Raw genomic sequence first — 22,022 nt, 5'->3', positions numbered from 1 at the left:
CGAGGGCCAGCCGCCGTGGCGCGGCGAGCGCCGGGGTGGGCGGCTAGGAGCCGGTCGGCCCGCGCAGCACGGTGCGGAAGCCCACATGCGAGGTCGACATGTCCGCCTCCTGCGGTTGCCGGGCCGTTGTCCGGTAACGCAGGCAATAGCTCCGGGCGCACAGGAAGGAGCCGCCCTTGATGACCACCTGTTCGCCGCGGCGCGAAGCAGCGCCGGCTTGCCGGATGGAAGCAACAGGATCGCCGTTGCCATGGGGTTGATGCGACCCGGTGTAGCGGTCGCGCGTCAGTTCCCACACATTGCCGATCACGTCGAACAGGCCGTATCCGTTGGCGGCGAAGCAGCCCACCGGGGCAAGGGTCGCGTAGCCGTCTTCCGTGGCGTTGAGATCGGGGAAGATTCCTTGCCAGTAGTTCGCCGTCGGATGACCCTGGGCATCGCGCGGCTCGCGGTCGATCTGTTCCGCCGAGCCGCCGCCCTGGGCCGCGTATTCCCACTCGGCCTCAGACGGCAGGTCACGTCCAAGCCATCGTGCATAGGCGATGGCATCGGCATGGGTTACGAGCACGACGGGCTCGTTGGGCTTGGCCGCCGCGTTGCTTGCGACGCCCTGGGGGCGGCGCCAGTTGGCACCCTGTCGCCATACCCACCATTCGCCGTCGCGCAGGACGCCATGGTCCGCGCGTGGAGCCTGGAAAACTGCGGCGGCGCCTTCGCGTTCGGCTCCGGTGACGTAGCCAGTCGCGTCGACGAACGCCGAGAACTGGGCATTGGTTACCTCGGTTCGGTCGATCCAGAAGGCATCGACATGCAAGGATTCGCCAGTCGGCTGTTCCTCGGAATAGCCCTGGTCGCTGCCGAGCCGGACCGTGCCGGCAGGAACGCGCACCATGCCCGCCCGGGCCTGGCTGCCGAAGCCCTCGGGCAGGCCCCGGTAGCTGTTGCAGAGATGAGGCAAAGTCGCTGCCTCTGCAGCGTGCATGCTCCCGCTGCGGCCGACGAGTCCCGCCAGGCAGGCGCCCGCGACGAGCATCACGACGGCGGCCGCGAGGCGTGTCCGCGAAGTCCTGCTCATTGGTCGCGCCCTTCAGGATGGTGCGCTCGTTGAAGGGCCATCAAGGCTTGGCTAGAAATCGATAGGGCTGAGCAGCCAACCTCGCGCGAATGCCGCTGCTCGACTGAATAGGTCACGGTGTTCGTCTCCAGGCTTCCATCAAGGGGTCGCTGGCACTCTAAACAGCGGCGCATCAGTTGTTCTAATCAAGCAGTGGCAGGGATTACCCGCAACGCGGGTTGGACGGGCGTAGAGACGGCTTTGGGAGAGAACGGCCGACGTTGTTTTGTTCGCCTGGCCAAGCTGGCCTCCGTGGGCGGGCAACCCCTGATGAGGCTGCGCAAGGGAAAGTCCTGCATACCCGGCGCGAGGTCGGCTTATCGTCGTTCTTGAGTCGGAGGGGGAGGCTGGTGTTCACCGCGCTGCCCGACGTGCCAGCGCCGAGCCCGCGCGCACGGCTGGACCAGCTCAGCAGCAAGGAGATCGCGCGCCGCCTCGCAGGTGGCTTTTCTTCAAGGCTGATCGTAGTGAAGAAACTGCACTTCGACGAGGCAGCCCTGGGCCGATTGCCGCCTGGTCTGCTACAGCGCGCGCTCCACCATCGGCGAAGAAATCGATGCCTTCCTCGTGCGCCATGCCGACCGCGTGGAGCGCACCTGCGAGTTCGACACCACCGACCCCTTGCTGAGCCTGGTGGCCGCGGGCCTGGGCTTTGCCGTGACGACGCCCATGTGCCTGTGGCAATCTCGCCATTTCGCCTCGCAATTGCGCATGGTGCCCTTCGAGGTGCTGCGCGCCCGTGGCGGACCGTACAGCCCGCTCAGCCGCACGTTCTACCTGTCCTTCCGGGAGGGGGAATTGGGCAGTCTGCCCAAGGACATAGAGGGGCTTACCCGGGTCGCGATGTCTGGTCGAATCGCCCCGGAGATGGAGAAGGTGCTCGGCTTGCCTAGGGAAATGATGTTCAAACCGGCAGGCTAGGAGTCTGCGCGGCGTAAGTTTGAGCCCGTGCTGCTGGCCGGGGAACAAAGCGCTTGTTCTTTGCGTTCACGATGTCTCGGTTTGCCCTGGAGCCGAGCGGCATCGGTCATCGTTTCCACCTCCCTTCCAGTACGATGCCGCGCCGGTCGATTGTGTCGACCGGGCGCCATTCTGGGAGATGCACAATGACGATGACCACCCCCTCGATGCAACCTGTCACTTGGAGTGACCTGTGCGACGCTGCCTTCTGGCGCTCGCTCGCGCCGCAGCTTCGTATTGACGGGGTGCAGTCGAATGTTGAAGGCGAGCCGAAGCAGAGCATTGAACGGCTCTGTCAGCGAATGTCAAAAGACGGCTATTTCGGCGACAGCGACGAGGTGATCGAGCGGCTGGCGCCGATCGTCGGCGAGGCGGTGAAGCGCTGCGTCGCGGTCGGGCTGCCGGCCGTTTTCGCGTGGGTCTACGACGAACCGTGGGCTTGCTACGCACGCCTGCGCCCCGTGCTGGCGAGTTTTCTGGGCGCCGAGTTCAAGCCACTGCCAGCATTCTGGGCATGGCACGTCGATCCCAGAAAGGGCGAGACCGGGTGGAAGCCCCACCGTGACAATCGCTACAACTCACTCGCCGCGGATGGATCGCCGATTTCGCTCACCTGTTGGATCCCGCTGTCCGATGCGAACCCGCTCAACAGCTGCATGTACATCGTGCCAAAGCACATGGATCCTGGTTACAGCACAGCGGCCGGCGTGCCGGAGCCGCCGATACCGGTGTTTGCCGCGCGTGCCCTGCCGGCGAAGCCGGGCGACTACTTGGTCTGGAACCAGTGCGTGATGCATTGGGGCGGGCCGACGAGCGAGTTTGCCGAGCATCCGCGCATGAGCATGGCATTGGAGTTTCAGCGCGGCGATGTCCAACCCATCATGCAGCCATTCCGGCGAGGGGACCATCTCCCGGCGATGCCTGCGGTGCTCGAGCAGAAGCCCCACCCCGGCTTCGATGCGCGTCTGCAACTCGTCGCCCGTCAGATCCTCCAGTACCAGCACATGTATGGTTTGTCGCAGGGTCTCGCCGACCTCGCAGCGTACTTGCTGACGGCGCCCACGCGCGACGACCAGCGGCGCGGCCGCTAACACCAGATTCTGATTCTTTCTTGCGCGTTCCTCGCGCGTTATCGCACGCGGGCTATAGTCCGCCTCGCTCGCGCATGAGCCTGAGGGAATCGGCCTTCCGGCAGGCACCGGAGACACCCGTGGCCCGGCGCGCTGGAGGATGCAACATGGAATCAACGACGACGCCCGCGACCTCGAACTACTACGATGTCGTTCCATACGAATCTCATCCCTTCCCGCAATCGACGGTCGAGCATCTCGAGGCCCTGGCCTTTCTTTTCGGCCTCCCCACGCCACCGATCAAGCAGGCGCGCGTGCTCGAACTGGGCTGCGCGGCGGGCGGTAACCTGATCCCGATCGCCGCCCGCCATCCGGATGCGGCGATGGTGGGCGTGGACCTGTCCTCTGTGCAGATCCTGCAGGGCCAGGCAGCCATCGACCAGGCGCAACTCAAGAACGTCGAACTGCGCGCCCTCGACATCACAGGCATCGACGCTTCTTTCGGCCAGTTCGACTACATCATCTGCCACGGTGTCTACAGCTGGGTGCCGGCGCCGGTGCAAGACGCAATACTGCGCGTCTGCTCGCAAAACCTGGCGCCCGAAGGCGTCGCCTACGTCAGCTACAACGTGTACCCCGGCTGGAAGGCACGCGAGATCGTGCGGGATGCCATGATCCTGCGCGGCGCCCCGCGCGACGAGCCCGACGAAAAGCTTTCCTACGCGCGCGGCATGCTCGAGTTCCTGGAGCAGTCGGCGCGGCCGGACAGCGTGCTCAAGAAGACATTGGAAGAGAACATGCCGATCGTGCGCAATTCGGGCGCGTATTACCTCCTGCACGAGTTCCTCGAGCCGCACAACGCCCCTTGCTATTTCAAGGAGTTCGCTGCGCGCGCCGGGGCCTACGGCCTTAGCTACCTGGCGGACGCCGAACCCTCGACCATGTTCGTGCAGAACTACGGTGAGAAGGTGCGCGATCCCCTCCTGCGCGAATGCGGTGGCAGCCAGATCATGATGGAGCAGTACCTGGATTTCCTGGTCAACAGGACCTTCAGGCAGACGCTGCTGGTCAAGCAGGAGCGTGCTGCGGACATTCGCTATCGCCTGGACACGGCGCGCATCCGCGGCCTTGAATACGCCGGTGTCTTCTCCGCTGAAGACGGTGAAGTGCTCACACTCGATGCGCGCGAGCAGGTCTGCCGCGCGATCCGAAACCTCAAGGTCACGCTGCGCCTGCCGGTTCACAAGGCGGTTGCCCAGGTGCTCGATGAGCGATACCCCGCGAGCATGCCGACCGATGCGCTCATCGCGGCGGTCTCGGCACGAACCGGCGAGCCGCGCGTTGCCGTGGAACCACTGGTCATGGCGATGCTGGAGGAACTTCTGATCCTCGGCGCGGTGCGCATCCGGCGCACGCCGCCGAAAGCCAGCGTCACGGTCTCAGCCTTCCCGCGCGCGGCGGCGGTGACGCGCAATGCTCGAGGTCTCGCGTTGAGTGCAGGACCCACGGCCGTTGCCTGCAATCAATGGCATGAACTGGTAGGCCTTTCCCTCCTCGAGCGCTGCTTGCTGCCCTTGCTCGACGGCAAGCATTCGCACGAGTCCCTGGCCCAGCACCTGGCTGCCGAAGCGCGTGCCGGACGGCTGCGTTTCATCAAGGACGAGAAGCCGTTGACCGAAGAGGCAGCATTGCGCGAGTTCACGCAGCGGCAGGTAGCCCTGGCCTTGCGCGACCTTCGTCGAAAGGCGCTGATCGAGGCATGATGCACTCCTTTGCAAAAAGGAGATCGCGGTGAAACAACTCACGTGGACCACGGCAGCGCGCCGCGCGGTCGTTGTGGCTCTGGCGCTGGCCGGAGCGGCCCAGCTTCATGCCGCTTCACAGGCGCCCGCGGCGGCCGAGAACGGAATGGTGGTGAGCGCTCAGCACCTGGCGACCCAGGTCGGCGTGGATGTGCTCAAGCGCGGTGGCAATGCCATCGATGCGGCGGTGGCGGTGGGCTACGCGCTCGCAGTGGTCTATCCGGCGGCCGGCAACCTGGGCGGCGGCGGCTTCATGACCGTGCAACTGGCGGACGGTCGCAAGACCTTCCTCGACTTCCGCGAAAAGGCGCCGCTGGCGGCAACGCCCAATATGTATCTCGACAAAGACGGGAATGTCGTCAAGGGCCTGAGCACCCTTGGGCATCTTGCCGTCGGCGTTCCGGGTACTGTTTCAGGTCTCGAACTGGCGCGCCAGAAATATGGCACCCTGCAGCGTGCCGCACTGATTGCACCGGCGATCGCGCTGGCCGAACGCGGCTTTGCTCTCGAGCAGGGTGACGTCGACATGCTCGCCACGGCCACCGCCGAGTTCAAGAAGGATCCGGCCACCAGTGGCGTCTTCCTCAACAAGGGCGAGCCCTTCGCGGTCGGGCAGAAGCTGGTGCAAAAGGACTTGGCGAGAACGCTCAAGGCCATCAGCCAGAAGGGCCCCGACGGCTTCTACAAGGGCCCGGTCGGCGCAGCCATCGTCAAGTCGAGCCAGCAGGGCAAGGGCATCATCACCCAGGCCGACCTCGACCAGTACACAACCCGTGAGCTAGCGCCCATCGAATGCGACTACCGAGGCTACCGCGTGGTCTCGGCGCCGCCGCCGAGTTCGGGCGGAGTGGTGATCTGCGAGATGCTGAACATCCTCGAGGGTTATCCGCTCAAGGACCTGGGCTTCCGCTCTGCCGAGGCCGTGCACTACCAGATCGAGGCCATGCGGCACGCCTACATGGACCGCAACAGTTACCTGGGCGATCCCGATTTTGTGAAGAACCCCCTCGACCGCCTGCTCGACAAGGGCTACGCCGAGAAGATCCGCGGGGTCATCGATCCCAAGAAAGCGGGGGTTTCCAAGGATCTCAAGCCCGGCGTCCCGCCGCACGAAGGCAGCAACACCACCCACTATTCGATTGTCGATCAGTGGGGCAACGCAGTCTCGGTGACCTACACCCTCAATGACTGGTTCGGCGCCAAGGTCACGGCGGCCGGCACCGGCGTGCTGCTCAACAACGAGATGGACGACTTCACCTCCAAGGTAGGCGTGCCCAACCTCTACGGCCTGGTGCAGGGCGAGGCCAATGCCATCGCCCCGGGCAAGCGGCCGCTGTCCTCGATGAGCCCGACCATCATGACCAAGGATGGCAAGCCCGTGCTCGTGGTCGGGACGCCGGGCGGCAGCCGCATCATCACGGTGGTGCTCCACAGCATCCTGAACGTGGTGGACTACGGCATGAATGTGCAGGAGGCAGTCGATGCACCTCGCTTTCACCAGCAATGGCTGCCCGATGTCACCAATGTCGAGACCTTCGCGCTCAGCCCGGACACCCGCAAGATACTGACCGATATGGGACACAACCTCGGGGTGCCGCAGCCTGCCAATCATGTCGCCGCGATCCTCGTCGGCGCCCCCTCGCTCGGCGGCAAGCCGGTAGGAAAGAATCGCTTCTACGGCGCCAACGACCCACGTCGCAACACCGGACTTGCCCTCGGCTACTGATGCGCATCGAGGAGATTCTCTACACCCAGGGCTTTGGCACCCGACGTGTCTGCGCCGGGTTGGTCCAACAAGGCTTCGTGCAGGTGGAGGGGGCTGCGGTGACCGACCCGGGCGCGGAGTTTCAGGTGCAGGGCCTGCGTTTCACTGTGCAGGGCATTGCGTGGGAATATCACGAGAAGGCCTATCTGATGCTGCACAAGCCGGCTGGCACCGAGTGCTCGCAGAAGCCCTCGACCTACCCGAGCATCTACACCCTGCTTCCGGCGCCCCTGCGCCAGCGGCCCAACAAGGGGGCGGTGCAGGGTGTGCAGGCCATCGGGCGCCTGGACCAGGACACCACGGGGCTGCTTCTGCTGACGGATGATGGTCAGTTCATCCACCGCATGGGCTCCCCGAAGCACCATGTGCCCAAGGTCTACGAAGTGGGCACGAAGCATCCGATCGATCTTGGCCAACTCGACCGGCTGCTGGCTGGCGTGGTCCTCGACGACGATCCCAAGCCGGTGCGGGCGGCGGCCTGCGAGGCGACCGGCCCGCTGCAGCTCCGGCTCACGCTGACCGAAGGCAAGTATCACCAGGTCAAGCGCATGCTCGCCGCCGTGGGCAACCGGGTCGAGACGCTGCACCGTTCCCGCATCGGCCCACTCCAATTGCCACACGACCTGGCGCCCGGCAAGTGGCGATGGCTGGACGCGGACCAAGTAGAAGCCCTGCGAAATGCACGCGCCGGTCAGCCATCGAACAGGATCGATCGTTAAAATTCGAAGCCTATTTCCGGAACGTCTCCTTTGCGCTTCAAGTTCTCCGTCCCAGGCCGCCCTTTTGCGGCCTTTTTGTTTGCCTGCTGGGCGATGCCCTCGCTGGCCGCCGAGCCGCCACCGGTCTTCGTGCTGAACTCGCTCGATGCCACGGTGAGCGTGATCGACCCGATCAGTTGGAGCGAGAAACAGCGCATCCCCACCGGCAAGGAGCCGCACCATCTCTATCTCTCGCCCGACGAGAGCTCGCTGATCGTCGCCAACTCGGCCGGCGATTCGCTGACCTTCCTCAATCCGCGCACGGCCGAGGTCCAGCGTGTGGTCTACGGCATCATCGATCCGTACCACCTTCGCTTTTCGCCCGACATGAAGTGGTTCGTCACGGCCGGCAACCGCCTCAACCACGTCGACATCTACCGCTGGGACGGCAAAGAGCCCAAGCTGGTCAAGCGCATCCCGTCGGGCAAGACGCCGAGCCACATCTGGATCGACGGCAACAGCACCACTGCCTATGTGACGATGCAGGACAGCGACGAGTTGGCCGCCGTCGACCTGGCCACCCAGACCATCCGCTGGCGCATCCCCACCGGCCCGATGCCGGCCGACATCTACGGCATTCACGACGGCAAGACCCTGCTGGTGGGCCTCACGGGCAGCGACGGCGTGCAGGTCTTCGACGTCGCGGGGCCGCAACCCAAGCCCGTCGGCAAGATCCTGACAGGCAAGGGCGCCCATGCTTTCCGTTCGGCGGGCGACGGGCGCAGTGTCTTCGTCAGCAACCGCGTCGCGAACAGCATCAGCCGCATCGACCTGCAGACATTGCAGGTCGCCGACACCTACCCCGTACCTGGCGGGCCTGACTGCATGGACGTTTCGGCCGACGGCAAGACGCTCTACGTGACCTCGCGCTGGGCCAAGAAGCTCAGCGTCGTCGACCTCGTGGGGCACAAGGTGGTCCGGCAGGTGCCGGTCGGGCGCTCGCCGCACGGGGTCTGGACCCTGGACCATGCCAAACGCTAGGGCCTCGGCCGCTTCCTTCCTTCTTCTTGCGCTGGCCGCCGCGCCCATCGGCGCGCTTGCGCAGGGCAACTGCGCAAAGCCGGTCTACCTGAGCTTCGACACCGGCCACATGGGCGTGGCGCCGCTGGTCGCGGATGTGCTCAAACGACAGGATGTGCGCGTCACCTTTTTTGCCGCGGCCGAGCGCACCCAGACGGGCGGCGACAGCCTGGACAGCGAATGGGCGCCATGGTGGAAGGCGAGGGCGGCCGAAGGCCACGAATTCGCCTCCCATACCTACGACCACGCCTACTGGCGGGGTGACGTCAAGGGCACTGCACCGCACTTTCGGATCCAGCCCTCTTCCGGCGCCTTCGCCGGGCGGCAGTTCACCTGGGATGCGCAGCAGTACTGCGCCAACATCGCCAAGGCCTCCGACCGGCTGCAGCACATCACCGGCAAGAAGCCGCTGCCGCTGTTCCGCGCCCCGGGCGGCAAGACCTCGCCCAGCCTCCTGGCGGCAGCCAAGGCCTGCGGCTATGAGCACGTGGGTTGGGCGCCGGCGGGGTTCCTCGGAGACGAGCTGCCGAGCGAGAAATTCAGCAACCAGAAGCTGCTGCAGCAGGCGCTCGATCGCATCCAGCCCGGCGACATCCTGGTCGCGCACCTGGGTATCTGGTCACGCAAGGACCCGTGGGCGCCGACGGTCCTGGAACCCTTGATCGTCGGGCTCAAGGCCAAGGGATTCTGCTTCCAGACGCTGCGCCAGCATCCGGCGTATCGTTCCTGGATCGCGTCGCATTCCTGAATCGCGTGGTGCTGTGCCGATGAACTGGCTGACCGACATCTTCGCCAACGTGCAGCAGTGGCTCTTCGAAGCCGCGGTGCAGCCGCTGGTCTACGCCGTGGGCCTCGGCGGTTGGGTCGAGGATGCCTTCGATGCCACGGGTTGGCTGCTGGTGGGCCTGATCCAGATCGGAGTGCTGCTCGCGCTCATTGGCCCCCTGCAGCGCTGGCGCCCGGCCGAGCCGGTGATCGACCGGCCGGCGATCCGCACCGACATCCTCTACACGCTGATCCATCGGCTCGGGCTGTTTCGGCTGGCGATGTTCTTTGCGGTCGATCCGCTGTTCGACGAGGTGCTCGGCGCGGTTCGCGCGGCTGGCTGGGGCTCCGTTCACCTGGACCAGCTCCGGCCCGGCCTGACCGACATCCCCTGGGTTGCTTTCACGCTCTACCTGGTGGTGCTGGACTTCGTCGAGTACCTCATCCACCGCGGACAGCACCGCTTCAAATGGTGGTGGGCGCTGCACTCGCTGCACCATTCGCAGCGCCAGATGACCATGTGGAGCGACAACCGCAACCATTTGCTCGACGACCTCATCCACGACTCGATCATCGTCGTGGTAGCCCAGCTGATCGGCGTAGCGCCAGGGCAGTTCATCGCCATCGTCGCGTTGACCCAGCTCAGCGAAAGCCTGCAGCATGCCAATCTGCGCTGGAGCTTCGGCGCGCTCGGCGAGCGGCTCTGGATCAGCCCTCGGTTTCACCGCATGCACCACAGCATCGGCGTTGGGCACGAGTCCAAAGGCCCGCGCACGCTCGGCGGCCACAATTTCGGCGTGCTGCTGCCGTGGTGGGACATGCTCTTCCGCACAGTCAATTTCGAGCAGCGTTACGACCCGACGGGGGTCCGGGACCAGGTCGAGCCCGATGCAAATGGCCGTTTGCGGGACTATGGACGCGGCTTCTGGTCGCAGCAGTGGCTGGGCCTGAAGCGGCTGGCCGACCGCAACTGAGGAGCGCTCACTGGAGCATCTTCGATGGCGGTGCCATGAGCCTGCGGCAGGCCTGCGCCTGACGCCGCCGGGGTCACCGAGCCCGCGTTGCCGCGCTGGCGTTATCCTCTGCCCCCGATGCGTCTCCTCCTCGACTCCTTCTGGCGATCAGTTGCCTATTGCATGCACCCTCGGGTGATCGTGCTGTCGCTGCTCCCGCTCGGGCTCATGGTGCTGCTGGCGGCGCTGCTCGGGTACTTTTACTGGGACGCCACGGTCGCCTGGACGCGCGAGGCGCTCGAGGCCTGGCCGCTCCTGGCCAGCTTCTGGGGCTGGATCGGGCGGCTGTTCTCCAGCGACGTCACCTCCGTGGTCGCGCCGATGGTGGTCGTCATCGCCGCGACGCCCTTGATCGTGGTGGTGGCCCTGTTGGTGGTCTCCGGCCTGATGGCCCCGGCGCTGACGCGCCTGGTGGCCGAGCGCCGCTTTCCATCGCTGGAGCAGAAAAAGGGCGCTTCCTTTCTCGGGAGCGTGTTCCGCTCGCTGGGCCTGACGGTGCTGGCACTGCTCGCGCTCGTGGTGTCCATGCCGCTCTGGCTGATCCCGCCACTGGTGCTCATCCTCCCACCGCTGATCTGGGGCTGGCTGACCTACCGCGTGATGAGCTTCGACGCGCTCTCCGAGCACGCGAGCCCCGAGGAGCGCGCGACCCTGCTGCGCGCCCACCGGCTGCCGCTGCTCGGCATCGGCGTGCTGTGCGGCTACCTGGGCGCGGCGCCCAGCATCGTCTGGGCGTCCGGGCTGCTCTTCGTCGCTGCCTTCCTGGTGCTGGCACCGCTCGCGATCTGGATCTACACGCTCGTGTTCGCGTTCTCCGCGCTCTGGTTCTCGCATTACTGCCTGGATGCGCTGGCCCAGCTTCGGGCAAAGCGTGCGGCTGCGGCCTTCCCCACCACCACGGCCGAGGCGGCGGACGCCCGCGCGGTCGCAACCCAATGGGGTGCTCCATGAGCCGCACGGCCGCTCCGAAGGCGAATAGCACCGCAGCCAAAGGCGGAGGTACTCCAGTGAGCCGCACGGCCGCTCCGAAGGCGAATAGCACCGCAGCCAAAGGCGGAGGTACTCCAATGACCCGTTTCATCGGCCTGATCGTCGTCGGCGACGAGATCCTTTCGGGCAAGCGCGCCGACAAGCACATGCCCAAGGTGATCGAGCTGCTTGCTGCCCGCGGGCTGCAACTGGCCTGGGCCGAGTACGTCGGCGACGAGCCGACCCGCATCACCGCTGCGCTGGGCCGCGCCTTCGCGTCGGGCGACATCGTGTTCTCGACCGGCGGCATCGGCGCCACCCCCGATGATCACACCCGCCAATGCGCTGCCGCGGCTTTGGGCGTCCCGCTGGCGCTGCATCCGGAGGCCGAGGTCCTGATCCGGGAGCGCATGCAGGACACGGCGCGCGAGCAGGGCACCGTCTACGAGCCCGACCGTCCCGACAACATCCACCGCCTCAACATGGGAGTGTTCCCGCTGGGAGCCCGGATCATCCGCAACCCCTACAACAAGATCCCTGGTTTCAGCGTGGCCGACGTGCATTTCGTCCCCGGCTTCCCCGTCATGGCGTGGCCGATGATCGAGTCGGTCCTCGACGAGCGCTACCGCCACCTGTTCGCCCGAGGCCGCGCCGTCGAGAAGTCCGTGATCGTCTTCGGAGCCATGGAAGCCACGCTGACGCCCCTGATGGAAGCCGTCGAGCGCGCGCATCCGGGCATCAAGGTTTTCAGCCTGCCCAGTGTCGACCATGCAGAGCACGGCCGTCATATCGAACTCGGCGTCAAGGGGGAAGCTGGGCTCGTCGATGCTGCCTATGCACAACTCCTCGAAGGCCTGCACGGCTTTGATGCACGTCTCGGCCCCGAATTGGTGCGTTAACTTGATTGGCACCAGTTTGGTTACAACTTGCCTGTTTTTGGGTGCGCCGTCATGGCTTGGCCGCCCCTTTCTGGCCCTGACAATGGCACAGAAACTGCATTCTCGATCGCGCTGATTTCAACCCACTACCAATCCTAGGAGAAGCCTGATGGCTAAGACCGTCGCCGATGTACTGAAACTCGTCAAGGAAAACGAGGTCAAGTTCGTCGACTTTCGATTTACCGACACCCGCGGCAAAGAGCAGCATGTGACCGTGCCGGTCTCGCATTTCGACGAGGGCAAGTTCAACGACGGTCACGCCTTCGACGGCTCGTCGATTGCGGGTTGGAAGGGAATCGAAGCCTCGGACATGCTGCTCATGCCCGACCCGAACACGGCCAACATCGACCCCTTCTTCGAAGAGACCACACTCATCCTCACCTGCGATGTGGTCGATCCCACCGATGGCAAGCCCTATGAGCGCGATCCGCGCTCGCTGGCCAAGCGTGCAGAGGCCTACATGAAGGCTTCCGGCCTGGGCGACACCGCCTTCTTCGGCCCCGAGCCCGAGTTCTTCGTCTTCGACGGCGTCCGCTGGCAGAACGACATGTCGGGCTGCTTCGTCAAGATCGAGTCCGAAGAGGCATCCTGGAACACCGGCAAGGAGTTCGAGCACGGCAACACGGGCCATCGCCCGGCCGTCAAGGGCGGCTACTTCCCGGTGCCGCCGGTCGACAGCTTCCAGGACATGCGCTCCGAGATGTGCCTGGTGCTCGAGTCTCTGGGCATCCCGGTCGAAGTGCATCACCACGAAGTGGCGAACGCCGGCCAGATGGAACTCGGCACCAAGTTCAGCACGCTGATCCAGCGCGCCGACTGGGTCCAGCTGCAGAAATACGTCATCCACAACGTCGCCCACGCCTACGGCAAGACCGCGACCTTCATGCCCAAGCCCATCGTCGGCGACAACGGCTCCGGCATGCACGTGCACCAATCGGTCTGGAAGGACGGCAAGAACCTGTTCGCCGGCGACGGCTATGCCGGCCTGAGCGACTTCGCGCTGCACTACATCGGCGGCATCATCAAGCATGCTCGCGCGCTGAACGCCATCACCAATCCTGGCACCAACAGCTACAAGCGCCTGGTGCCCGGCTTCGAAGCGCCCGTGAAGCTGGCCTACTCGGCCAAGAACCGCTCCGCCTCGATCCGCATCCCCTTCGTGGCCAACCCGAAGGGCCGCCGCGTCGAAGCGCGCTTCCCTGATCCGATGATGAACCCCTACCTCGGCTTCGCCGCCATGCTGATGGCCGGCCTGGACGGCGTGGAGAACAAGATTCATCCGGGCGAGGCCGCCAGCAAGGACCTCTACCACCTGCCGCCGGAAGAAGACGCGCTGATCCCGACCGTGTGCCACAGCCTCGACCAGGCGCTCGACTACCTCGACAAGGACCGTGCCTTCCTGACCAAGGGCGGCGTGTTCACCGATGCCTACATCGACGCCTACATCGACCTGAAGATGCAGGAAGTGACTCGCTTCCGCATGGCCACGCACCCCGTCGAGTTCGACATGTACTACTCCCTGTAAGGGCATCGCCCTCCCGGGGCGCCTTTCAGTGAAATAAAGGACGGCTTGCCGTCCTTTTTTCTTGGGGTGATGGCCCCTTGCGGCGCCGCCGTCGAATTGCATGAAAATGCCACCGGTGCCTACTTTCATACGACGATCATGAAGACTTCTTTCGTTTACCTGCTGGCTGCCGTGGCAGTGGCCGGCGTTCAAGTGCAGGCGCAGGCGCAGGAGCGCGTCTTTCGATGCGGTAACGAATACACCAACAACGCGACCGTCGCGCAGCAACGCGGCTGCAAGGTCATGGAAGGCGGCAACGTGACGGTTGTCCAGGGAAGTCGCCCGGTCGCGGCGGCCGCGCCCAGCAGCAGCAGCGGCGCCGTGCGGGCGCCGAGCGGCAGTCCGCGGGTCGAAAGCGTCGACCAGCGCGCGCGCGATGGCGAAGCCCGCTCGGTGCTCGAGTCGGAACTCAAGAAAGCCGAGGAGCGCCAGGCTCAGCTTCTCAGGGACTACAACAACGGCGAGCCCGAGAAGCAGGGCAGCGAGTCGCGCAACTACCAGAAGTATCTCGACCGAGTGGCCGAGATGAAGGCCGAGATCGCCCGCAACGAGAGCGACATCGCTGGCATCCGCCGCGAAATCGGCCGACTGCCGGCCACGCGCTGATGGCATTCGGCAAGTCCGCTGCCGCCGCCAAGCGCTTTCAGGCTTTCGACCTCCTTTCCACTCTCATCGCCGTGGTGCGCACCGACGGCTCGGTGCTTTTCGCCAACGCTGGCCTCGAGGACGCGCTGGGCACCTCGCGCCGCACGCTCGAAGGCTCGCAGTTCGGCGCCTGCTTCCACGAACCCCAGGTGCTGCGCACTGCCATCGAGGGCGCGCGCAGCAACGACTTCGCCACGCTGCGCTACGAGGCCTTCCTGCGCCGCGTCAACCACGAGCTGATGCCCGTGCAGGTGACGCTCGCGCAGGGCGACCGCGCGGGTGAGCTGATCATCGAGATGTCGCCGCTCGAGCAGCAGGCGCGGCAAGATCGCGAGGAGCGCCTGCTCGACCAGGCACAGGCCAACAAGGAGCTGATCCGCAACCTGGCCCATGAGATCAAGAACCCGCTGGGCGGCATTCGCGGCGCGGCGCAACTGCTGCAGATGGAGGTGGAGTCGCGTGACCTCGTGGAGTACACGCAAGTCATCATCCACGAGGCCGATCGCCTGCAGACGCTCGTCGATCGCCTGCTCGCGCCGCACCGCCGGCCGCACGTGGTGGGCGACGTCAACATCCACGAGGTCTGCGAGCGCGTGCGCTCGGTGATCCTTGCCGAGTTCCCGCGCGACCTGCACATCGAACGCGACTTCGACGTGTCGATACCCGAGTTTCGCGGCGACCGGGAGCAACTGATCCAGGCCACGCTCAACATCGTTCACAACGCGGCACAGGCGCTTGCCGAGCGGCGCGCGGCGGGCGACGCGCGCATCACCTTCAAGACCCGCATTGCGCGCCAGGTGATATTCAACAAGCAGTGGTATCGACTGGCACTGGAATTGCATGTCATCGACAATGGACCGGGCGTGCCGGACGCGATCAAGGACCGCATCTTCTACCCGCTTGTGTCGGGCAGGGAAGGCGGGACGGGCCTTGGATTGACGCTGGCGCAAACTTTCGTGCAACAGCACCACGGCGTGATCGAGTGCGACAGTGTTCCGGGCCGGACTGATTTCAAGATATTGATACCGTTGCCTTAGGACAGGGAAGAAGGAACCGCATGAAGCCGATCTGGATAGTGGATGACGACCAATCGATCCGTTTCGTGCTGGAAAAAGCGCTGCTTCGCGAAGACCTGCCCACCCGCAGCTTCACCAACACCCGCGAGGTGCTGGCCGCGCTCGAAGCTGCCGCCGACGACGAGATGCTCGGCCCCCAGGTGCTGGTGAGCGACATCCGCATGCCGGGCGGCTCGGGCCTTGATTTGCTCGACAAGATCAAGGCCAAGCATCCCGGCCTGCCTGTCATCATCATGACCGCCTTCTCCGACCTCGACAGCGCGGTATCGGCGTTCCAGGGCGGCGCCTTCGAGTACCTGCCCAAGCCCTTCGATCTGCCGCGCGCGGTTGAACTAATCCGCCGCGCCGTCGACGAGAGCCAGCGCGAGGAAGTGGCCGAAGAGCGGATGGCCGCGGCGCCCGAGATGCTGGGCCAGGCGCCGGCGATGCAAGACGTTTTCCGCGCGATCGGGCGGCTGTCGCAGAGCAACGTGACGGTGCTGATCACCGGCGAGTCGGGCAGCGGCAAGGAACTGGTCGCACGCGCGCTGCACAAGCATTCGCCGCGCGCCAACGGGCCTTTCGTGGCCATCAACACCGCGGCAATCCCGAAGGACCTGCTGGAGAGCGAGCTCTTCGGCCACGAGCGCGGTGCCTTCACCGGCGCCCAGACCACGCGGCGCGGGCGCTTCGAGCAGGCCGAGGGTGGCACGCTCTTCCTCGACGAAATCGGCGACATGCCCTTCGACCTCCAGACACGCCTGCTGCGCGTGCTGAGCGATGGGCACTTCTACCGCGTGGGCGGCCACAACTCGGTCAAGGCCAACGTGCGCGTGATCGCGGCCACGCACCAGGACCTGGAGCTGCGCGTGAAGCAGGGCGGCTTCCGCGAAGACCTGTTTCACCGCCTCAACGTCATCCGGCTGCGGCTGCCGGCCTTGCGCGAACGTGGCGAGGACGTGCCCGCGCTCACCCGCCACTTCCTGCAGCAGAGCGCCAAGCAGCTCGGCGTGGAGCCCAAGCGCATCTCCGACGCGGCGCTGGCGCGCCTGTCCACCTTCGCTTTCCCCGGCAACGTCCGGCAGCTCGAGAACATCTGCCATTGGTTGACCGTGATGGCGCCGGCCCAGCTGATCGAGGCCAAGGACCTGCCGCCCGAGGTGATGGCCAGCGCGCCAGTCGACGCGCCGCTTTCCGCCGCGAGCCCGGCAACGGCGGCGGTCGAAAGCGACGTGCCCGCTGCTTCGACCGTCGCCCCTGCGGCCGTGGCACCGGTTGCCACGGCTGCTGCTGCAGTGGGCCAGGTCGCCGGTTGGGAAAGCGGCCTGGAGCAGGAAGCACAGAGCCTGCTGGCGGCCGGACGTCACGACGTCTGGGACGCCCTGTCGCGCCGCTTCGAGTCGCGCCTGATCCTTACCGCCCTGGCCAGCACGCGGGGCCGCCGCATCGAGGCGGCTCAGAAGCTCGGTATCGGCCGCAACACCATTACCCGCAAGATCCAGGACCTGGGCCTGGAATAGGTCTGCGCGGGCGGCGGCCCGCGCTCAGCGGCCACGCTGGCCGAGCGTCAGCGTGTCGAGCTGAAACTGGCCGCTCTTGTCCCACAACCAGGTGTCGACATACGTGTGCGCGCCGAGCTTGCCCGGATTCGGCAGCGGCGAGGCATCGCGGATCAGCTCGGCGATCTTGCCGCTTACCTCCGGCGCATGGCTCGGCGTGCGGCTGAAGTGCACGCCCGTCACCCGGCCCGTGGCGTCGATGTCGGTTTCGGTCACCACCACGGCATACACCAGCGGCGGGATCTTCCCTTTGTAGATGCGCTTGGGATAGGCGTTGTAGATGTGCCGCGCGCCGAGCTTTCGGTAGGCGCGCACGGCCGGCGTCTGCGCCGTGATGAGGCGCACGGTCGGCACCTCGGTCGAGGGGGCGGACGCGGCTTCGTCCGCGGGCTTGTCGGTGGCGCGCGTGGCCGCCGGGCCTGGGGTGTCCGGCTTGAAAATAGAGCAGGCCGAAAGGCCGAGCGCGGCTGCGACCAGCGCCGCCTTGAATGCAGCAGTGGAAGTTTTCATGCGTCGAGTTCCAGAATCACAGGGGCATGGTCACTGGGCTTGTCCCACTTGCGGGGCACGCGGTCGATGACGCAGCCCTTGGCTTGCGGCACCAGGGGCTCGCTCACCAGGATGTGGTCGATGCGCAGCCCACGGTTCTTCTGGTAGCCCAGCATGCGGTAGTCCCACCACGAGTAGCTCTTCTCCGGCTGCTCGAACAGGCGGAAGCTGTCGACCAGCCCGAGCTGCAGCAGGGCCTTGAAGTGCTCGCGCTCCTCGGTGGTGTGATGGATGGTCTCGGCCAGGCCTACGGGATCGAAGCTGTCGCGGTCCTCCGGCGCGATGTTGAAATCGCCCAGCAGCGCGAGCCGCGTATGCGCGCCCAGCTCTTCGCGCAGCCAGTCGCGCAGCCCGCGCAGCCAGCTCATCTTGTAGTTGAATTTTTCAGTGCCGGGCGCCTGTCCGTTGACGAAGTAGCCGTTGACGATGCGCAGCTCGCCGGACGGCGTGTCGAGTGTCGCGCTGATCACGCGCGAATGGTCGTCCGCGAAGCCGCCGATGTTCTTCGCCACGTCGCGCAGCGGCGCGAGGCTCAGGATCGCGACCCCGTTGTAAGTCCGTTGCCCGAACACCGCCGCGTGATAACCGGCCGACTGCAGCACGTCCAGCGGGAACTTGTCGTCGCTCATCTTGAGCTCCTGCAGGCACAGGACGTCGACCGGGTTGGCGATCAGCCAGTCCAGCACGTGCTGGAGCCGGGCGGTGAGGGAATTGACGTTCCACGTGGCAATTTTCATGATTTGGGGCAAGTTGTCTTGTACCTTGTCAGCTTAGCAAACGGCCTCTGCTTCTCGTCCTGCGGGCGTGGGGCAGATTCCGCATCGAGTGCTCGGTCGATGAGCCGCCGCGCGAAGACCGACGCGGTCTGCGAATGGGCCAGTCCCTCCTCGCAATTGAAATGAAAGGCGCTATTCAGCAGGGCCGCTCGCCGCAGTTCCCATGAGGGCCTGGGCGTCGACCGTTCTGCGAAGCGTATGCATGCGCAGGGCCACGTGCAGTTCCAGAAAGCGCCCGTCCTGTCGCCAGCCCTTCAGCAGGTTGTCGACGGACTCCAGGCGCTGGCGCAGGGTGTTGACGTGGATCTGCAGCGCGTCCGCGGTTGCCTTCGCGTTCTGCGCGTGCTCCAGGTAGGCGAGCAGCGTGCCCGCCAGGTCGGTACCGCGGCGCTGGTCGTTCCGCACCAGGGCGCCCGCCGTGGCCTCGATAAAGCCCGCGACGTCGGCGGCGCGACGGTGCTCGAACAGCAGCGAATACATCGACAGGGTCGCCTCGGGAGCCAGCTCGCGCGATCGTCCGAGGGCGCGCAGGATGTCGATGCCGCGCTTGAGCGCGCGGAAGCAATCGGGCAGCCCCTCGACCTGCAAAAGCGTGTTGGAAGCCACGCCCACGGCGCCCAGTCGCGCATCGACCAGCAGCGTGGCCTGCAGCGCGACCTGCAGCGCCTCGAAAGAGGCCTCGGGACAGATCGCGACAATGAAGCCCTCGCATTCCTCGAGCAGCGTGCCGCGCACGATCGCGGGCCGCACGCGGCGCAGCGCGTACTCGATGTGCCGTTCCTCCACGCTGAGCACGACCATGCGCAATGCCAGCTCCAGGTCCAGGCCCAGCGGCTGCGTCCGCAGCTGCAGCACAGCCATGGATTCCTGCTGCCAGCTCACCAGGGCCCGGATCGCCGCAGCCGATTCGCTGCTCACCACCAGCTCGCTGCGCTCCTGCGACAGCAGCACCACGCCTGCGACCAGCGCGCCGCGCTCGAAGGTGCGAATCTCGTTGGCGCTCATCGCGCGGTCCGACAGCATGAGCATGGCGCCCAGCAGCCGGTCGGCGCCCATCAGCGCCGCCACGCGAAGGTAGCGGCCAGGACCGGCGTCGACCTCGTGCGAGCGGCCGGTGCGCCGGCCTTCCGTCAGCGCGCGGTGCACCAGGTCCTGGGTGTCCGTGCGGCCCAGCAGTTCGGCAAGCCCGCTGGCGAGGTTCGCGGGCGCGACCGTGGCGCGCTGGGTCGGCTGCTCGGCCGCGTCGAGCAGCACCATGTGCCCGCCGAGCATCGAGGCCACCATGTTGAGGATGTCGACCACGCTGCAGCCGCGCGCAACGAGCCGCGTCATCTGCTCATGCGCCTCGGCAGCGGCCTGGATCTCTTCGGCCTGCCGATGGAGCGAGGCATTGGCATCGCTGGCGCGCTGCAGCGCAACCTGGGCCTCCTGGAACAGGCGCGCGTTCTCGATCGCTACTGCGGCCTGCGCGGCCAGGGTCGACAGCATGGCGACCTCCCAGGGCGCATGGCGGCGCGGCTGCCGGTCGCAAATGCACAGCACGCCGATGCAGTGATTGCCGACCATGAGCGGTGCGCCCAGGAGCGACTGGACACCTTCTTCCTTGATCGCGAGGTCGATCCCCTGCTCGTGTGCGAAGCCTTCGTCGGTCAGGTAGTCGCTGCTGTGGTAGGGCATCTTGTGCTTGAGCACATGGCCGCAAATGCCGTGGTCCGGCGGCACGCGCACGTTCTTGAACCGCTCGGAGATCGCGCCCTCGGTGGCACGGATATAGAAGTCGTTTCGCACCCGGTCGAAGTTCGTCAGGTAGCCGATGTCAGACGAGAAGATCTGCCGTGCCCGCCGGACGATCGCCTGCAGCACGAGCTCCAGGTCGCGGATCGACGTGAGGTCGTGCGCGCTCTCCAGCACCACCAGCAGGCCGCGCTCGCGCCGCTGCTGCAGTGCCTGCTGCTCGCAGATGGCAACCGCGGCACGAATGCTGCCGGCCAACAGCGAACGCTGGTCCGGGTCGTTCAGCGCAACCTCCACCCGCTCCAGCATTTCGTCGAACTCGCTCGCGCTCGCATTGCGCTGGAGCATGGCGAGCAGCTCGGACTGAAGTTCTGCGGGCACGAGCAAGGAGGTTCCCGTCTTCCGCTCGCCCATCGCCACACGGGCGTGGCGCGTGACCGAATCCGAAGTCAAAGAGCTCTCCCGACGCTCGCCCTGTGAGACGGAGAACTCAGTGCAAACCCTTGTGCGAATCTCATTTGCGCTTCAGTGATGTGTGGATTGCCTATAACGCAGGCGATCCGCTGTAGTGATAAGCCATAGGAGATCGCCGATGCGGACTGGATGATTCATGCACTCGCACATTAACAGTGAGAGACCACAGGAGACAACCCAGTGAAATCGCTTGCCAGACTCATGGCGTGGGGAACGGCTCTGTTCGCCCTGGCCACCGCTGCCATCGCCCAGCCCCAGCGCCCCGCCGAGATCAAGCTCGGCATGAGTACCTTCATGACCGGGCCGGCCTCGGTGCTCGGCGCTCCCGCCAAGGTGGCGGCCGACATGTGGATCGAGGAGTTCAATGCTGCGGGCGGCATCAGCGGCACGAAGCTCCGCCCGACATGGATCGACGAAGGGCAGGGCGCCGACAAATTCCTGTCCGAGTACCGCCGCCTGGCGCAGGAGCCCGGCGAGAAGCTGATGCTGTCGGCCATTTCGAGTGGCTACTGCAATGCGTTGGCGCCTGTCGCCGAGGATCTGAAAGTCATCAACATCCTCTGGGAATGCTCGACGGAGAAGGTGCTGGAGGAGCGGCGTTACAAGTATGTGTTTCGCACCGGTCCCAATGGCACCATGGAGATGGTGGCGGCGGTGCTGCACCTCCTGAAGCTCAGGCCCGACATCAAGACCCTCGCGGTGGTGAACCAGGACTACGCCTGGGGCCGCGATTCCTGGGAGATCTTCCGCAACACGCTGCAGGCGCTCAAGCCCGACGTGAAGATCGTGGCCGAGCTGTTCCCGAAGTTCGGCGCCTCCGACTTCTCTACCGAGGTCACCCGGCTGCAGGCGCTGCGACCCGACGTGGTGCTGTCGACCGCCTGGGGCGGTGATCTCGACACCTTCTTGCGGCAGGCTTCGCAGCGCGGCCTGCTCAAGTCCTCGCAGTTCGTGTTGCCGCTCGCCGACTCCTCGCTCGAGCGACTGGGCGATGCGGTGCCGCCGGGCGCGATCGTCGGCTTCGTGGGCGACGGCTACTTCGCGGATCCCGAGTTCGCGAACGACCCCGAAGCGCGCGCCTTCGTGCGGAAGTTCAAGGAGCGCACCGGCGCCTATCCCAACTTCGCGGTCTATCACATGATCCAGGCGCTGAAGGCGGCTACAGGCGCCTATCGACAGGCGATCGCCGACAACAAAGGGCAGTGGCCGACCACCGAGCAGCTCGCGGCCACCTTGCGCAAGCTCGAGTACCGCGGCCTCTCGCGCCCGATCCGGTTGCGCGAAGACGGCCAGGCGCTCCAGGGCCAGCTGTACGGCGTGACGGCCAAGGATGCATCGCAACCGTTCCCGGTAGTGCGGCAGCTCATCTTCTACCCGGCTGAGATCCTGGTGCCGCCGGTCGGGCAGAAGTCCGCCGAGTGGGTGAAGACACTCACGCCCGCGCTGATGCAAAACACCCAGATCAGGCGCGTGGGCGATTGAGTCCGACGAC

19 protein-coding genes are annotated in these 22,022 nt (G+C 65.8%); 15 read left to right on the top strand and 4 right to left on the bottom strand.

Translation table 11 applies throughout. The features are described 5' to 3' along the window. Positions 1-43: 43 nt before the first annotated feature. On the bottom strand, positions 44-1,075 hold the full coding sequence (locus tag E5CHR_RS23020; protein ID WP_232062169.1) for a formylglycine-generating enzyme family protein: 1,032 nt from the start codon (positions 1,073-1,075) through the stop codon (positions 44-46). 606 nt (positions 1,076-1,681) lie between these two features. Between E5CHR_RS23020 and E5CHR_RS23015 the strand changes: the two genes are divergently transcribed. The 14 genes from E5CHR_RS23015 to ntrC all read left to right on the top strand — a co-directional run bounded on the left by E5CHR_RS23015 (position 1,682) and on the right by ntrC (position 16,958). Continuing rightward, the gene (locus E5CHR_RS23015; RefSeq protein ID WP_162581991.1) at positions 1,682-2,035 is read left to right on the top strand and encodes a hypothetical protein; all 354 of its coding nucleotides are present in this window, start codon (positions 1,682-1,684) and stop codon (positions 2,033-2,035) included. Positions 2,036-2,220: 185 nt separating this feature from the next. Then, positions 2,221-3,165 (top strand): phytanoyl-CoA dioxygenase family protein, encoded by a 945-nt coding sequence (locus E5CHR_RS23010; RefSeq protein WP_162581990.1) that lies wholly within the window; start codon positions 2,221-2,223, stop codon positions 3,163-3,165. A gap of 146 nt (positions 3,166-3,311) precedes the next feature. Continuing rightward, positions 3,312-4,907: a methyltransferase regulatory domain-containing protein gene (locus tag E5CHR_RS23005; RefSeq protein WP_162581989.1), complete on the top strand. Its 1,596-nt coding sequence runs from the start codon at positions 3,312-3,314 to the stop codon at positions 4,905-4,907. A gap of 145 nt (positions 4,908-5,052) precedes the next feature. Continuing rightward, on the top strand, positions 5,053-6,672 hold the full coding sequence (ggt, locus tag E5CHR_RS23000) for a gamma-glutamyltransferase (RefSeq protein ID WP_174255803.1): 1,620 nt from the start codon (positions 5,053-5,055) through the stop codon (positions 6,670-6,672). Then, positions 6,672-7,430, top strand: coding sequence for a pseudouridine synthase (locus E5CHR_RS22995; RefSeq protein ID WP_162581987.1), 759 nt, complete (start codon positions 6,672-6,674; stop codon positions 7,428-7,430). Before ggt ends, E5CHR_RS22995 begins: the two co-directional genes overlap by 1 nt. A gap of 93 nt (positions 7,431-7,523) precedes the next feature. Next, positions 7,524-8,450, top strand: a complete 927-nt coding sequence (locus tag E5CHR_RS22990) for a YVTN family beta-propeller repeat protein (protein WP_162581986.1) — start codon at positions 7,524-7,526, stop codon at positions 8,448-8,450. Beyond that, a complete protein-coding gene (locus tag E5CHR_RS22985) occupies positions 8,437-9,237 on the top strand; it encodes a polysaccharide deacetylase family protein (RefSeq protein ID WP_162581985.1) in 801 nt (266 codons plus the stop codon). The genes E5CHR_RS22990 and E5CHR_RS22985 overlap by 14 nt, the downstream gene beginning before the upstream one ends. A gap of 19 nt (positions 9,238-9,256) precedes the next feature. Then, positions 9,257-10,228, top strand: coding sequence for a sterol desaturase family protein (locus E5CHR_RS22980; protein ID WP_162581984.1), 972 nt, complete (start codon positions 9,257-9,259; stop codon positions 10,226-10,228). A gap of 117 nt (positions 10,229-10,345) precedes the next feature. Further along, complete coding sequence (locus tag E5CHR_RS22975; protein WP_162581983.1) at positions 10,346-11,218, top strand: EI24 domain-containing protein; 873 nt, start codon at positions 10,346-10,348, stop codon at positions 11,216-11,218. A 116-nt stretch (positions 11,219-11,334) separates the two neighbouring features. Beyond that, positions 11,335-12,135 (top strand): competence/damage-inducible protein A, encoded by an 801-nt coding sequence (locus tag E5CHR_RS22970; protein WP_162581982.1) that lies wholly within the window; start codon positions 11,335-11,337, stop codon positions 12,133-12,135. Positions 12,136-12,283: 148 nt separating this feature from the next. After that, positions 12,284-13,699 carry a type I glutamate--ammonia ligase gene (gene glnA, locus E5CHR_RS22965; RefSeq protein ID WP_162576046.1) on the top strand — a complete coding sequence of 472 codons (1,416 nt, stop codon included), beginning with the start codon at positions 12,284-12,286 and terminating at the stop codon, positions 13,697-13,699. 138 nt (positions 13,700-13,837) lie between these two features. Then, complete coding sequence (locus tag E5CHR_RS22960; protein WP_162581981.1) at positions 13,838-14,344, top strand: hypothetical protein; 507 nt, start codon at positions 13,838-13,840, stop codon at positions 14,342-14,344. Next, the gene (glnL, locus tag E5CHR_RS22955) at positions 14,344-15,420 is read left to right on the top strand and encodes a nitrogen regulation protein NR(II) (RefSeq protein WP_162581980.1); all 1,077 of its coding nucleotides are present in this window, start codon (positions 14,344-14,346) and stop codon (positions 15,418-15,420) included. Before E5CHR_RS22960 ends, glnL begins: the two co-directional genes overlap by 1 nt. A gap of 20 nt (positions 15,421-15,440) precedes the next feature. Beyond that, positions 15,441-16,958, top strand: coding sequence for a nitrogen regulation protein NR(I) (ntrC, locus tag E5CHR_RS22950; RefSeq protein ID WP_162581979.1), 1,518 nt, complete (start codon positions 15,441-15,443; stop codon positions 16,956-16,958). A 24-nt stretch (positions 16,959-16,982) separates the two neighbouring features. On the opposite strand, the gene E5CHR_RS22945 is transcribed toward ntrC, so the two are convergent. The 3 genes from E5CHR_RS22945 to E5CHR_RS22935 all read right to left on the bottom strand — a co-directional run bounded on the left by E5CHR_RS22945 (position 16,983) and on the right by E5CHR_RS22935 (position 20,437). Further along, positions 16,983-17,507: a hypothetical protein gene (locus E5CHR_RS22945; protein ID WP_162581978.1), complete on the bottom strand. Its 525-nt coding sequence runs from the start codon at positions 17,505-17,507 to the stop codon at positions 16,983-16,985. Then, positions 17,504-18,283, bottom strand: a complete 780-nt coding sequence (xth, locus tag E5CHR_RS22940) for an exodeoxyribonuclease III (RefSeq protein ID WP_162581977.1) — start codon at positions 18,281-18,283, stop codon at positions 17,504-17,506. Before xth ends, E5CHR_RS22945 begins: the two co-directional genes overlap by 4 nt. A 171-nt stretch (positions 18,284-18,454) precedes the next feature. Beyond that, positions 18,455-20,437, bottom strand: a complete 1,983-nt coding sequence (locus E5CHR_RS22935) for a helix-turn-helix domain-containing protein (protein WP_162581976.1) — start codon at positions 20,435-20,437, stop codon at positions 18,455-18,457. A 273-nt stretch (positions 20,438-20,710) separates the two neighbouring features. On the opposite strand from E5CHR_RS22935, the gene E5CHR_RS22930 reads away from it, so the two are divergent. Continuing rightward, the gene (locus tag E5CHR_RS22930) at positions 20,711-22,012 is read left to right on the top strand and encodes an ABC transporter substrate-binding protein (RefSeq protein WP_162581975.1); all 1,302 of its coding nucleotides are present in this window, start codon (positions 20,711-20,713) and stop codon (positions 22,010-22,012) included. Positions 22,013-22,022: the final 10 nt, after the last annotated feature.

The sequence above is a fragment of the Variovorax sp. PBS-H4 genome (assembly GCF_901827205.1).
In the GTDB taxonomy this organism is placed as follows: domain Bacteria; phylum Pseudomonadota; class Gammaproteobacteria; order Burkholderiales; family Burkholderiaceae_C; genus Variovorax.
The sequence above is the reverse complement of the archived record's forward strand: the minus strand, read 5'-3'. Positions and strand labels throughout refer to the sequence as shown.

Excerpts from the sequence above, each read along its gene's own strand:
- E5CHR_RS23020 (WP_232062169.1), bottom strand. The coding sequence starts at position 1,075 with ATGAGCAGGACTTCGCGGACACGCCTCGCGGCCGCCGTCGTGATGCTC.
- E5CHR_RS23005 (WP_162581989.1), top strand. The coding sequence starts at position 3,312 with ATGGAATCAACGACGACGCCCGCGACCTCGAACTACTACGATGTCGTT.
- E5CHR_RS22990 (WP_162581986.1), top strand. The coding sequence starts at position 7,524 with ATGCCCTCGCTGGCCGCCGAGCCGCCACCGGTCTTCGTGCTGAACTCG.
- E5CHR_RS22945 (WP_162581978.1), bottom strand. The coding sequence starts at position 17,507 with ATGAAAACTTCCACTGCTGCATTCAAGGCGGCGCTGGTCGCAGCCGCG.
- ggt (WP_174255803.1), top strand. The coding sequence starts at position 5,053 with ATGGTGGTGAGCGCTCAGCACCTGGCGACCCAGGTCGGCGTGGATGTG.
- glnA (WP_162576046.1), top strand. The coding sequence starts at position 12,284 with ATGGCTAAGACCGTCGCCGATGTACTGAAACTCGTCAAGGAAAACGAG.
- E5CHR_RS22995 (WP_162581987.1), top strand. The coding sequence starts at position 6,672 with ATGCGCATCGAGGAGATTCTCTACACCCAGGGCTTTGGCACCCGACGT.
- E5CHR_RS22985 (WP_162581985.1), top strand. The coding sequence starts at position 8,437 with ATGCCAAACGCTAGGGCCTCGGCCGCTTCCTTCCTTCTTCTTGCGCTG.
- ntrC (WP_162581979.1), top strand. The coding sequence starts at position 15,441 with ATGAAGCCGATCTGGATAGTGGATGACGACCAATCGATCCGTTTCGTG.
- E5CHR_RS22970 (WP_162581982.1), top strand. The coding sequence starts at position 11,335 with ATGACCCGTTTCATCGGCCTGATCGTCGTCGGCGACGAGATCCTTTCG.
- xth (WP_162581977.1), bottom strand. The coding sequence starts at position 18,283 with ATGAAAATTGCCACGTGGAACGTCAATTCCCTCACCGCCCGGCTCCAG.
- E5CHR_RS22980 (WP_162581984.1), top strand. The coding sequence starts at position 9,257 with ATGAACTGGCTGACCGACATCTTCGCCAACGTGCAGCAGTGGCTCTTC.
- E5CHR_RS22975 (WP_162581983.1), top strand. The coding sequence starts at position 10,346 with ATGCGTCTCCTCCTCGACTCCTTCTGGCGATCAGTTGCCTATTGCATG.
- glnL (WP_162581980.1), top strand. The coding sequence starts at position 14,344 with ATGGCATTCGGCAAGTCCGCTGCCGCCGCCAAGCGCTTTCAGGCTTTC.
- E5CHR_RS22960 (WP_162581981.1), top strand. The coding sequence starts at position 13,838 with ATGAAGACTTCTTTCGTTTACCTGCTGGCTGCCGTGGCAGTGGCCGGC.
- E5CHR_RS23010 (WP_162581990.1), top strand. The coding sequence starts at position 2,221 with ATGACGATGACCACCCCCTCGATGCAACCTGTCACTTGGAGTGACCTG.